Raw genomic sequence first — 12,596 nt, forward strand, 5'->3', positions numbered from 1 at the left:
GTGCACGACCGGCAGCACTACCGATTGGTCGGCTGGAAACGCGGCATCTGCGGTTATCGTCGGTTCTTCTCGATCACCTCGCTGGCGGGCTTGCGCCAAGAAGACCGCGCGGTGTTCGAGGCCAGCCACGCCGAAGTGGCACGGTGGTTCACCGAGGGGTTGGTTGCCGGCGTGCGCATTGACCACCCGGATGGATTGTCCAACCCGTGCGGCTATCTGGACTGGTTGCGCGAACTGGTCGGCCCAGACGCCTGGATCGTGATCGAGAAGATCCTGGCTGTGGACGAGGCGCTGGAACCGACGCTGCCGGTGGCCGGCACCACCGGGTACGACGCGTTGCGAGAAGTAGGCGGGATCTTCATCGACCCGAGCGGACAAGCCGCGCTGACCGAGCTGGTCGAGTCCGCGGGCGTCGATTACCAGGCCATGCCAGAGTTGCTGGCGGAGTTGAAGATTCGCACCGCCAACAACACCTTGGGCAGCGAATTGGCCCGGTCGAGCCGGACCATCCAAGCCGCCACCGGCGCCGACCATCCGCAGTTGCCCGAGGCGATAGCCGCCCTGTTGAGCCACGTCGAGGTGTACCGCTTCGACTACCCCGGACTGGCCGCCATCCTGCCCACCGCGCTGGCGGAAACCCAAGCGGCACAACCTGAACTGGGTCCGGCCCTCGAGGTGATCGCCGCGGCGTTGGCGCACGGCGGGGAGCCGGTCACGCGCCTGCAGCAGTTGTGCGGGGCGATGACCGCAAAATCGGTGGAGGACTGCCTGTTCTACCGCGACGCCCGGTTGGTGTCACTCAACGAGGTGGGCGGTGAACCGCACCGGTTCGGAGTGGGGGCCGCGGAATTCCACCACAGCGCCGCCACCCGCGCCCGCAATTGGCCGCGGACCATGACGACATTGACCACACATGACACCAAGCGGGGTGAGGACGTGCGGGCCCGCATCGGCGTGCTCTCCCAAGTCCCCTCGCTGTGGACCGAATTCTTGTCGCGGTGGGAGGCGCAAGCCCCCTCCCCCGATCCGGCGACCGGACAGTTTCTGTGGCAGAACATCTTTGGCGTGTGGCCGGTCAGCGGTGAAGTGACCGACGAGCTGCGGCAGCGTCTGCACGCCTACACCGAGAAAGCCATCCGCGAAGCGTCCTGGCACACCACCTGGAACGACCCGGACACCGAGTTCGAGGACGGCGTGCACCGCTGGATCGATTCGGTACTCGACGGTCCGGTGGCAGCCGAACTGACCGGACTGGTCGCTCAACTCAACCCGCACGCCGAAAGCGATGCGCTGGGCCAGAAGCTGCTCGCACTCACCGCCCCTGGCATCCCTGATGTGTACCAGGGCACCGAGTTGTGGGACGACAGCCTGGTGGACCCGGACAACCGTCGCGAAGTCGACTACGCGGCCCGGCGCGCGGCGCTGAAAGAGTTGCAGCATCCTAAGATTCGGGTCGTCAACGCCGCCCTGCGGGTGCGCCGGGCCCGCCCGGAAGCTTTCCTGGAGGGCAGCTACCTTCCCGTGCTGGCCACCGGGTCATCCGGCGACCACATCGTGGCGTTCACCCGCGGTGCCGACGTGCTGGTCGCCGCGACACGTTGGACGGTGAGGTTGCACGACGAAGGCTGGGGTGACACGGCGGTTCCGCTGCCGGAAGGAACTTGGACCGACGCCATCACCGGCGCCCGCCACAGCGGTACCACGCCGGCGGCCGATCTGTTCTCGCAATTACCCGTCGTGCTGCTGGAGCGTGCTGATGACTGAATTCCGGGTATGGGCACCCAAACCCGAACGGGTGCGGGTGGACGTCGACGGGGCGGTGCATGACATGAGCCGCTCCGACGACGGCTGGTGGCACACCACGGTGGACGCCGCACCGGATAGCCGGTACGGATTTGTGCTCGACGACGACGAGACGGTGCTTCCCGACCCGCGCTCCGCGCGCCAACCCGACGGTGTGCACGAACGCTCGCAACTGTGGGATCCGGCCGGTGCCCCCTGGACGGACAGCGATTGGGAGGGCCGCGCCGTCGAGGGCTCGGTGATATACGAGCTCCACATCGGCACGTTCACCGAAGCGGGCACCTTCGACTCGGCGATCGAAAAACTGGATTATCTGGTGGATCTCGGAGTCGACTTCGTCGAGGTGATGCCGGTCAATTCCTTTTCCGGCACGCACGGCTGGGGCTACGACGGCGTGCTGTGGTACAGCGTGCACGAACCGTACGGCGGGCCCGACGGCCTGGTCCGATTCGTCGACGCCTGCCACGCCCGCGGCTTGGGCGTGCTGATCGACGCGGTGTACAACCACCTCGGCCCGTCCGGCAACTACCTGCCGAAGTTCGGTCCATACCTGTCGTCGGCCAGCAACCCGTGGGGTGAAGGCATCAACATCGCCGACGCCGACTCCGACGAAGTGCGCCGCTACATCATCGGGTCCGCGCTGCGCTGGATGCGCGACTTCCACGCCGACGGCCTGCGCCTGGACGCCGTGCACGCTTTGGTCGACACGACAGCCATCCACATCCTCGAAGAACTCGCCACCGAGACAGCCCTTTTGGCAAGGCAATTGGGGCGGCCGCTGTCGCTGGTCGCCGAGAGCGACCTCAACGACGCGAAGCTGATCACCCCCAGCGACGGTTACAAGGGCGGGTACGGCCTCACCGCGCAGTGGGACGACGACATCCACCACGCCGTCCACACCGCGGTGTCCGGGGAACGACAAGGGTATTACGCCGACTTCGGGTCCCTGGCCACGCTGGCCCAGACCCTGCGGCACGGCTTCTACCACGCCGGCACCTACTCGTCGTTTCGGCGGCGCCGGCACGGGCGTCCGCTGGACACGACCGCGGAAACCGGAACCCCCGCCACCCGGTTGCTGGCTTACACCTGCACCCACGACCAGGTCGGCAACCGCGCGCTCGGTGACCGCCCGTCTCAGAACCTGACCGGCGGGCAGCTGGCCGTCAAAGCCGCACTGGTGCTCGCATCGCCCTATACCGCAATGCTTTTCATGGGCGAGGAATGGGGAGCGTCCACCCCGTTCCAATTTTTCAGTTCCCACCCTGAACCCGAATTGGCCCGCGCCACCGCCGAGGGCCGGAAAGCGGAATTCGCCGAACACGGCTGGGACGCCGCAGAAATCCCCGATCCGCAAGACCCGGAGACGTTTCAGCGCTCAAAGCTGAACTGGGCCGAAGTGGACTCCGACGAACACCGGCGGCTGTTACAGGTGTACCGCGACCTGATCACATTGCGGCACAACGAAACCGCCCTGGCCGATCCCTGGCTGGACAACCTGACCGTCGACTACGACGAAGACGGGCGCTGGATCGTGTTGCGCCGCGGAGCATTGGTGATTGCTTGCAACTTAGGCAAGGAGTCGGTGACTGTTCCGGTTACCGGCGAAGTGGTGCTGGCCTGGACGGACCCGCAGATCGACGCCGAGACCAGCGAGCTGCCGGGGGAATCGTTCGCGGTTCTGCGCACCGGATAGCGTAAGCAGGTAACGACGCCTCGGTTCACCCGAGACGAACTGAAACAGTTCGTCGGTAAGACGGTGCCGGACTTGATCCCCGCTCAGGTCCGGCTCTTGTTCGTCGGCATCAACCCCGGTCTGAGAACCGCTGCGGTGCAGGCGCATTTCGCTCCACGCGGCAATCGGTTCTGGCCGGCGCTGTACCAAGCCGGCATCACCGAGCACCGCATCGACGCCTCGTCCGGATTCGCCCCGGCGGATCGGGAATACCTGTCGGCTCGCGGAATCGGCATCACCAACCTGGTCGAGCGGGCGACCGCGGGCGCCGACGAGTTGAGCGCCGGTGAGCTGATCGCAGGCAGGCACAAATTGGACCGGATGGTCCGAGAGTTGTCACCTCGGGTCGTCGCCGTGCTCGGGATCAGCGCGTACCGGGCGGCCTTCGGCGACCGCCAAGCCACGGTCGGTCGGCAGGTGTCCCCGTATCCGGGCATCGACCTGTGGGTGTTGCCCAACCCGAGCGGCCGCAACGCTCACGCGACGTTGGCGCGCCTCGCGGCCGCCTACGCCGGGGCCGCTCGAGCCGCCGGCATGAGCGTCCGGCCGCCTACACGCTGCGCCGACCCGTAGCGCGCACTGCCTCCCCGACGGCGTCGGCCAGCGGTGTGATCTCGTCGTCTGTCAAAGCGGCGACGGTGATCCGGATCCCCGGTGGTGTGCCGATGCGGAACCGTGTTCCCGGTGCGGCCGCAAACCCTGCGTTGAGCAGCCGGGTGATGGCTACCGCCTCGTCGGGAACCGGCACCCAGACGTTGAGCCCGGACCGAGCGTGCGCGGTCACCTCCCGCTCCGCCAGCGCCGCGCACAGCCGCTCGCGATTTCTGGCGTAGCGCTGTTCGGCCTTGACCACCAGTTGCGTCGCCGCCGCGTCGGACCACAAGTTGACGGCGAGGTCCTGCAGCATCCGGCTCACCCACCCAGGACCCAGGCGCAGCCTGCCGTGCACCCGCTCGACGGTGCGTCGATCCCCGGCCAACACGGCCAGCCGCAAGTCGGGGCCGTAGGCCTTGGCGGCCGACCGGACAAAGGCCCAGCGGCGGGTGGCCGCGGCCAACGTGTGCAGCGGTGCCCCCGCGATGCCAGCGCAGTGGTCATCCTCGACGACCAGCACATCCTCGGACCGGCCGGCCAGCAGGCTTCGCAGGGTGCGCGCCCTTTCGGCGGACAAGGCCGCGCCGGTTGGATTCTGCGCGCGACTGGTGACCACCACGGCGCGCACGCCGCGCCGCAGAGCGCGAGCCATGTCCAAGATCAGCGGTCCATCGTCGTCGACCCGTACCGGTTCGATGGAAAACCCGTGCGCGGCAAGCAAATCGAGCACGTTGGCCCAGCCGGGGTCCTCGACCGCCACTCGGTCCCCCGGCCGCAGGTGGGCGGTGAGCACCCGTTCGATGCCGTCCAGCGCGCCGCTGGTCACCGCAAGGTGGTCGCCTGGGACGTCGTCGGCGGCCAGCGCCGCGCGGGCGTTCTCGACCAACTCCGGTGACATCGCCGGTTCGCCATAGAGCACCGGCGGACCGGATCTGACCGCCGCTGCCGCGTCGACGATGGGCAGCAGCGCTGGGTCTGGATTGCCGGTAGATAAATCGCGCGCGCCCGCCGGCACTGCCAAACCGAGCGAAGAGCGCGGCGTCGTGGCGGGCCGGTCCCGCACGCGAGTCCCCCGCCGGCCCGCGGTTTCCACTGCCCCACGCTCGCGCAGGATGCGGTATGCCGCGGCAACGGTGTTGGCGTTGACCCCCAGATCGGCGGCGACCTCTCGGATCGAGGGCAGGGGCGCGCCGGGCGGTAAGGCGCCTCGGGAGATGGCCTCCTCCACATTCGCGGCTATGGATTCCGCGCCCGTCCCGACGATCCGGTATTGTACTGGCACACTATTTATTATGTACTAGTACAAAGATTAAGGCCAGGACCGTGGACACCGCTTACCGACCGACGCCTCGCACCACTCCCAGCCGCTACCGGGACCGCGCCCACTACGACCGGCAGACCGTCCACCGCATCCTCGACGAGGCGCTGATCTGCCACCTCGGCTATGTCACCGACGGCCGACCCGTGGTCCTGCCCACCACCCACGCCCGGCTCGGGGAAACCTTGTACCTGCACGGTTCGACCGGCAGTGGGCCGATGCTGGCCGCGAAGCTGTCCGGGCTGGAAATCTGCGTCACCGTCAGCCTGATCGACGGACTGGTGCTGGCCCGCTCGGCGATGCATCACTCGCTGAACTACCGCTCTGCGGTTGTGCTGGGCACCGCACGGCTGGTCGAGGACCCGGCCGAGAAGCTGCGTGCGCTCAGTGCGCTGCTCGACCACATCCGGCCCGGCCGGTCCGCCGATTGCCGAGCCCCCAACGCACGAGAGCTCGCCGCGACCGCGCTGCTTGCCCTCGATCTGGTCGACGTGTCGGCCAAAGTGCGCCAGGGCGGGGTGAGCGACGATCTCGAGGACACCGCATTGCCGCATTGGGCAGGCGTAGTCCCGCTGACGCTGACGGCCGGCACACCGGTGCCCGCCGAAGATCTCGACCCAGCCACCCCGCTTCCGCCCTACCTGCGCTAGAACAGCAGGTAGCGGTAGGCCGGCGAGCCCGGCCGCAAGGCTTCGAAGTGGATCTCCGTCGCCCGCATTCGAGCCAGCAGTCCGTCCAGGTCTGCCGCCGATCCCAGTTGAATACCGACCAGCGCCTCGCCGGTCTCGCGGTTGTTGCGCTTGACGTACTCGAACAGGGTGATGTCATCGTTGGGACCCAGCACTTCGTCGAGGAAGCGCCGCAACGCGCCCGGCTCCTGCGGGAAGTCGACCAAGAAGTAGTGCTTGAGACCAAGGTGGATCAGCGAGCGTTCCAACACCTCGCCGTAGCGTGACACGTCGTTGTTGCCGCCGGAGATCAGGCACACCACCGTCGAGCCCGGTTCGATGTCGGTTTCCAACAGCCCAGCCACCGACAGCGCTCCTGCGGGCTCGGCGATGATCCCCTCGTTCTGGTACAGGTCGAGCATCGCGGTACACACGGCTCCTTCGTCGACCGTGGTGATCGACACCATGTCTCCGGCCGCGGCCAGCGCCGCGTAGGGCAACGAACCCGCCCGGTTGACCGCCGCCCCGTCGACGAACTGGTCGACGTGGTCGAGGGTGACCGGCTCCCCCGCGGCCAGAGCGGCCATCATCGCCGCCGCGCCGGCCGGCTCCACGCCCAACACCGAGGTGTTGCTGGTGCGCTCGGCCAGATAGCTGGTGATGCCCGCAATGCAACCGCCACCGCCCACGGGGACGACGACGAGGTCAGGCTCGTCCTCGAGCTGGTCGAGCAGCTCGACGGCGATGGTGCCCTGGCCGGCCATGGTGCGGAGATCGTCATACGGCGGGACTAAGGTGGCGCCGGTGCGCGCGACATCTTCCCGCGCAGCCACGGCGGCCAGGTCGTAGGTCGACCCGCCCACGATCAGCTCGATGAACTCCCCACCGTGATACCGGATGCGGTCGCGCTTCTGTTTCGGCGTCTTGGCGGGCACGTAGATCCGGCCGTGCACACCGAGCGACCGGCAGGCGTAGGCGAATCCCTGCGCATGGTTTCCGGCTGACGAACACACCACCCCGTGCGCCAGTTCCTCGTCGGAAAGCTGCACCAGCAGGTTGTAGGCACCGCGCAGCTTATACGACCGCACGACTTGGAGATCTTCGCGTTTCAGGAAGACGTTCGCGCCGGTGATCTGGGATAACCGGTCACTGAGCTGCAACGGGGTCGGCGTGACCACCGGCGCAATGCGCTTGGCGGCCCCGTCGATGTCGGCCGCAGAAAGCCCCGCCAGCGGCGACGTGCTCGGGGTCTGACTCAGTTCAGCGGACACCGATCAATGGTGCCATGCCGTCCAACAGGTAATTCAGTTCACCGGGGTCAGCACGAAGACCGGAATCTGACGATCGGTCTTGGTCTGGTACTCGGCGTAGTCCGGCCATGCTTCGACGGCGCGGTCCCACCAGGTCGCCTTCTCGTCGCCGAACACCTCGCGGGCGTCATAGTCGCGGGTCACGCTGCCGTCCTGCAGTTCCACCCGTGGGTTTTTCTTGATGTTGTAGTACCAGACCGGGTTCTTGGGCGCGCCGCCCAATGAAGCGACCACCGCGTACTCGCCGTTGTGCTTGACGCGCATCAGCGGAGTCTTGCGCAGTTTGCCGGTTTTGGCGCCGACCGTCGTCAGGACGATGATCGGCTTGCCCTTCATATCGGCGGCTTCGGCGCCGCCCGATTCGGTGTATTTGTCGGCTTGTTCGCGGGCCCAGCCCCAAGGGCTCGGGGCGTATTCACCTGTCAGCGGCATACGACCCACCTTAAATCGTGCGCTGCCCGAAGGCAGCGCTGTCAGCTGTGCCACATCCGAGGTTTCGTTTGACCGAACTTTGAAGTGCCACGTACTCTGAATCTATGACGACCTCCGAGCATGTCCGCTCACTCAGCGCTGCGAGCAGCTCTGATGTGCTTATTGCGGGTGTGCCTTGGCCGCGGCACAAGGTATTTGCGGTCCTCGTGGGGGTGGCCAGCCTGCTGGTGATCGCAGCGGTCACGGCAAGTGCGGCGCCGGCCGTGCTCGGGGCTGCCGCGCTGGCCGTCGCCGTCGGCTTGGTGCTCAGGGTGTTCGAGCAGTCGCGCGCCTGACCCGCGTCCTGGCAAGTTCTGCGATCACATTCACCCGCCTGGTAGCGGCCGCGATCTCGTCGGCAAATTCCTGCCGCCGCTTGGCGATGTGCTCCGGATCGGACCCGTCGATCAGCTCGCGATGCCGCGCCAAGCGCAGGGCGGTCTTGAACAACTCCATGGAGCGGGACTCCGCGTTGGCGATCCTGCGCTGCAGCTCCCACTGCTTGCCCACCTCGAGACATTCGGCCAGGAACGCGTCTTCGTCGAGAGCTTCGTCCTCGAGGGCCGCCAGCCGGTCAGCGACGATGTGATAGGCGTCGAGGAACGGCCGCAGCACCAGGTGCGCCAACAACACATCAGCCGATTCCAGCAATCCCCGCACCGCACCGGCGTTTGCTGCCTTGCTGGTGTCCACCGCACCGATCAGGCGTACTTCGTCGGCGAGCTCCATCTCGAACTGTGCCCGGGCAGAGAACAAGAACTCGAACTTCAGCAGTTCCCGCAACCGCAGCGCCTCGTCGCGGACCGTTGCTGGTGCCACTGAACCGTCTCCCGCGCTATCGGCGATATCCGCAGCCGCCAGCAATGCCGTCTCGGCGATGGCACGGTCGACGAGAATGTGGATGGCTGTGTTGCGGTAGAACGCCGCGACCAGGTGCTTATCCGGGCAGATGCCCCAGACCGCTTCCGTGCCGGCGTCGTAGACGCTCAGCACGCCCGACGCGACCATCTGGTGCAGGGTCCAGCGGATCGTGGAGCGGTTGGTCAGATCGGCGGCGCCGGCCACCGTCCAGTGGCGCGCCGCGATGTAGCTGGCCAGAGGTTGCACCGTGGCCAGCACTTCGCTGATCGATAGAGATCGGTCCGCCCCGAGTAGCGCCAGGCTCACCACCGCGGTGGGAGTCACCGGGGTGGCCCGGTTGATCCGGTGTTCGACGTCCAAGGCGATGCGCTCGACTTCGGTTCCGGTGGCCGACTCCTCGGCGCGCAGTTCCTCGAGGCGCTTACGCAGCGGAAGGGGTTCACCGAAGTCGAGATAAGCGCGGCCGAGCCGTTCGCCTTGCTGGCGGGCGAGCCTGATCAGGAACCGGAAGTCTTCGGGACGTTTCACCGCGCCGTAGGCCTCGTTGGTCATGGCTGCCACCTCGTGCAACTGGTCATAGACGATCGAGGTGGGAATCAAATACGCTTCCGGACCGTCGATTTCGTCGACCGCATCGGTGAGGTACCGCAGAATTCCGAACACCGGCGGCCGCAGCTTGCCGGTGCGCGTCCGACCGCCTTCGATGGACCAGGTGAGGTTGGCGTGGTTTTGCACGAGTTGCGCAGCGTAGGCGCGTAACACGAAGCGGTAGACCGGGATGTCTTTGGTCTGGCGCCTGATGAAGATGGTCCCCGTACGCTTTGCCCAGCCGCCCATGGGGAAGAAATTCAAGTTGGCTCCGCCGAAAGTCAACGCCGGCGACAGGCGATTGGCGACGATCGCCTCGGGAAGCAGCAAGCCGTCCAGATAGGAACGATGGGAGAAAGCGAACGCCAACGTCGCCTTGCGGTCCAGTTTGCGCAGCGCAGCAATCTGATCCTCGTCGACCAGCACGTCGTAGGCCCGCATCAGCCACCGGCTGAAGCTCCGCCACGCCTGCACCGGTCGTTCGTTCAGCGACGCCGCCATCTCGCGCAGGTAGCCCGCGGCTTCCGCGCGGACGCTGGCCGGTTCGCGGCCCAACTCGTCGGCGAGCCCATTGAGCCGATCGTCGAACCACTTGGCGCTGAGCAGTTGGGCCACCTCGTCGGGGTCGGTCGGCAACGCGGTCACCGACTCCTCGACGATTCCGGTGCGCTGCAATGCCTTTCGGACTCCGACCCGTCCGACTCCGCGCACCGTCATGGCCGTTCCCCTGTCATGCTGGTTGAGCCGACGCTGCGGCCGCGGGCTCGTGAATATTGGGACCCGGATCGGTAGCATAGAGCTCCTCGATCTCGGCGGCGTACTTTTCCTTGATGGGCCGGCGCTTGAGTTTCATCGTCAAGGTGATTTCGTCGCCGCCGGGCTCCCACAGGGTGGGCAAGATCCGGAATCGCTTGATCTGTTCGACCCGAGCCAGCTTGGCGTTGCCCTCCGCTACCCCGGCGGCGATCCGCGCGATTACGTCCGGGTTTCCGGCCAACGCCTCGGGTGAGGCGTCGGACAATCCGTGTTGGGTCGCGTAGGGACCTACCGAGTCGGCGTCGAAGACCAGCAGCGCGGTGTTGTAAGGCCGCCCGTCGCCGATGACAATCATGACGCCGATCATGGGGCAGGCGGCCAGGATGGTGTTCTCAATGTTGGCCGGTGACATGTTTTTTCCCGCCGCATTGATGATCAGCTCTTTCTTCCGGTCGACCACCCGAAGGAAGCCGTCCGCGTCCACATCGAAGATGTCACCGGTGTGCAGCCATCCGTCGGCGTCGATGGCCTCGGCGGTCTTGCCGGGGTCTTTGCGGTAGCCCTTCATCACCAGCGGACCGCGGACAAGATATTCACCGTCCTCAGCGATTTTGCCCTCCAAGCCCGGCAACAACCTGCCGACGGTGCCCAGGCGCAGTTCGCGCGGGTGGTAGGCGGTGGCGGCGCAACTCAACTCAGACATCCCCCAGACCTCCGCGATGGGGATTCCGATGCCCGCGAAGAACGCCAGCGTCTCGCGGGGAATGGGCGCCGCTCCGGAAATGGCCCAGCGCAACTCGCCGAATCCGAGCCGCTCGCGCAATTTGGACAACACATGCTCGTCGGCCTGTGCCCACTCGGCGGCTACGTCGTTCGGCACCGGTTCGCCGGCCAACAGAGCGACCGCGCGTTTGTCGGCCACCGACATCGCCCACTGCAGCGCCGCTCGCTTCATTTCATCGGTCTCAGTGCCGATCATGAACTCGATTCCGGCCTTGAGCTTTTCCCATACTCGCGGCACTGCACCCCAGATGGTGGGACGCACATCCGGGAGAGCGGCCACGATGGCACGCGGGTCAGACACCGTGGTGATCTGGGTGCCGAACATTTCCTGCGTGTACAGGTTGCACATCCGGTCGGCGATGTGCGCCGTCGGCAGATAGGAGGTGCCTCGGTCACCGAATTCGACGCCCAACACGTCGTCGAGCGCCCGGCCCTCGAACAGCAGGTTGGTGTGGGTCATCTCCACACCCTTGGGGTGCCCCGTGGTCCCCGAGGTGTAGATGAGTGTGACGATGTCCTCCGGTTGTACCGCACGCCATGTCGAGTCGAAGTCGAAATCTTCACCGGCCGCCGCGTAGAGGTCAGCGATCGACAGGGTGCCCTTAGGCTTACCGTCGATGCAGACGATGTGCTCGATCGGGGCGCCGCTGGCGCGGATGCGGTCGACGTACTGCTCTTCACAGATGATGACCTTGGTGCCTGCGTTGTCGAACACGTAGGTCAGCTGCTCGGCGGGCAGGGTGTTATAGACCGAAAACGACGTTGCACCAACGTGTTGCGCGCCTACCTCGAGCGGGTAGAACTCGACGCGGTTGGCCATCATCAGCGACACCGTGTCGCCCCGGCGAACCCCTAGCCCCGCTAGTCCGGCCGCGACTTGCTGCACCTGCGCCGCGTACTCGCGCCAGGTCAAGGTCTGGGCGTTACCCGGCGTGCGGAGGGCCACCGCGTCGGGGGCGATCGCCGCGGTGCGTTGGAAGGCCTCGCACATGGTGACCGGATGCTGGGGTGCTGTCATTTTCCGCTCTCCTCGCCGGTGTCGCCGGTGTCGCCGGATGGCAGACCCATCACCAAGCTGAGCCTACGTCCGGCGTCGGATGCCGCGGAATACCAGGGAAGATTTCGATCGGTGAGGCCATGTTCCGAATGGCCGACCGCAGCCATGAAGGGGACCGAGCGCCGACGCGCTGCTACTGACGGGTGAGCCCGGAGGGCGTTGCTCGCGCTGCGCGAGACGAGCTCGGGTGTAACGAGATCCAACGAAACTGCCTAAACGCCGCGCGACCTTGCTCCGGCATTGCGCGAATTCAGGTGGGCGATACCGCACACGGCACCCGGGGTCCGGTTATTCGTCATCAACTCAGCGCACAATCGTTCGACGCTTCATCGCGACACGCTCTTGGTTAGCGCCCCCTGCGACGGTTGCTCCGCGGTGCCTCATGTGGGCGAATGCGACGCGGGCAATGATCGACGGGCGCAGCAGGCGGGACGGCGGGTCCACGATGCTGATCACCCTCAAGAATTGCTGGATCACCAACCGATCGGTTTCCGTAGCGGCCAGTACTCGCTTGAGATAGCGGTTGCTGATCCGAGATGTCAGCGGTGGACGTCCCTGTACCTGCGGCAGTGCCAAATCCGACCCCGTCGCGGTCTGCCACGCTTTGCGAATCTCCTTGGCGCTGGTACGGAAGAATTTGCGCTGCAGGTCACTG

At 66.3% G+C, this 12,596-nt stretch carries 10 protein-coding genes and 1 pseudogene; 5 read left to right on the forward strand and 6 right to left on the reverse strand.

Annotation, left to right across the window (positions count from 1 at the left end; all coding sequences use genetic code 11):
• The 3 genes from treY to A9W95_RS18815 all read left to right on the forward strand — a co-directional run.
• Positions 1 to 1,764, forward strand: a 1,764-nt coding sequence (treY, locus tag A9W95_RS18805; protein WP_067416095.1) for a malto-oligosyltrehalose synthase, incomplete at its 5' end; no start/stop codon positions are given.
• The gene (treZ, locus tag A9W95_RS18810; protein ID WP_067416097.1) at positions 1,757 to 3,496 is read left to right on the forward strand and encodes a malto-oligosyltrehalose trehalohydrolase; all 1,740 of its coding nucleotides are present in this window, start codon (positions 1,757 to 1,759) and stop codon (positions 3,494 to 3,496) included. The genes treY and treZ, both read left to right, overlap by 8 nt.
• Before the next feature lie 63 nt (positions 3,497 to 3,559).
• Positions 3,560 to 4,108, forward strand: a complete 549-nt coding sequence (locus tag A9W95_RS18815) for a mismatch-specific DNA-glycosylase (protein WP_253851701.1) — start codon at positions 3,560 to 3,562, stop codon at positions 4,106 to 4,108.
• Here the strand turns inward: A9W95_RS18815 and A9W95_RS18820 are convergent.
• Complete coding sequence (locus tag A9W95_RS18820; protein WP_067416103.1) at positions 4,086 to 5,411, reverse strand: aminotransferase class I/II-fold pyridoxal phosphate-dependent enzyme; 1,326 nt, start codon at positions 5,409 to 5,411, stop codon at positions 4,086 to 4,088. The genes A9W95_RS18815 and A9W95_RS18820 overlap by 23 nt on opposite strands.
• A 41-nt stretch (positions 5,412 to 5,452) precedes the next feature.
• Here A9W95_RS18820 and A9W95_RS18825 point away from each other — a divergent pair, with 41 nt between their 5' ends.
• Positions 5,453 to 6,097 carry a pyridoxamine 5'-phosphate oxidase family protein gene (locus A9W95_RS18825; RefSeq protein ID WP_067416106.1) on the forward strand — a complete coding sequence of 215 codons (645 nt, stop codon included), beginning with the start codon at positions 5,453 to 5,455 and terminating at the stop codon, positions 6,095 to 6,097.
• On the opposite strand, the gene ilvA is transcribed toward A9W95_RS18825, so the two are convergent.
• Both ilvA and A9W95_RS18835 read right to left on the reverse strand, forming a co-directional pair.
• Entirely contained in the window at positions 6,094 to 7,386 is a 1,293-nt protein-coding gene (gene ilvA / locus A9W95_RS18830; protein ID WP_067416108.1) for a threonine ammonia-lyase, read from the reverse strand. The two genes, A9W95_RS18825 and ilvA, sit on opposite strands and share 4 nt — an antisense overlap.
• Positions 7,387 to 7,419: 33 nt before the next feature.
• On the reverse strand, positions 7,420 to 7,857 hold the full coding sequence (locus A9W95_RS18835) for a nitroreductase family deazaflavin-dependent oxidoreductase (RefSeq protein ID WP_067416111.1): 438 nt from the start codon (positions 7,855 to 7,857) through the stop codon (positions 7,420 to 7,422).
• Between the two features lie 104 nt (positions 7,858 to 7,961).
• Here A9W95_RS18835 and A9W95_RS18840 point away from each other — a divergent pair, with 104 nt between their 5' ends.
• Positions 7,962 to 8,192 carry a hypothetical protein gene (locus A9W95_RS18840; RefSeq protein ID WP_067416114.1) on the forward strand — a complete coding sequence of 77 codons (231 nt, stop codon included), beginning with the start codon at positions 7,962 to 7,964 and terminating at the stop codon, positions 8,190 to 8,192.
• On the opposite strand, the gene A9W95_RS18845 is transcribed toward A9W95_RS18840, so the two are convergent.
• From A9W95_RS18845 to A9W95_RS27320, 3 genes and pseudogenes are all read right to left on the reverse strand, one after another.
• The gene (locus A9W95_RS18845; RefSeq protein WP_067416117.1) at positions 8,164 to 10,062 is read right to left on the reverse strand and encodes a lysophospholipid acyltransferase; all 1,899 of its coding nucleotides are present in this window, start codon (positions 10,060 to 10,062) and stop codon (positions 8,164 to 8,166) included. The genes A9W95_RS18840 and A9W95_RS18845 overlap by 29 nt on opposite strands.
• 13 nt (positions 10,063 to 10,075) lie before the next feature.
• Complete coding sequence (fadD11, locus tag A9W95_RS18850; protein WP_067416120.1) at positions 10,076 to 11,902, reverse strand: fatty acid--CoA ligase FadD11; 1,827 nt, start codon at positions 11,900 to 11,902, stop codon at positions 10,076 to 10,078.
• Positions 11,903 to 12,244: 342 nt separating this feature from the next.
• Positions 12,245 to 12,596, reverse strand: a pseudogene (locus tag A9W95_RS27320) (2-polyprenyl-6-methoxyphenol hydroxylase-like oxidoreductase); the annotation flags it as partial.

The sequence above is a fragment of the Mycobacterium sp. 1423905.2 genome (assembly GCF_001673155.1).
Classification (GTDB): domain Bacteria; phylum Actinomycetota; class Actinomycetes; order Mycobacteriales; family Mycobacteriaceae; genus Mycobacterium.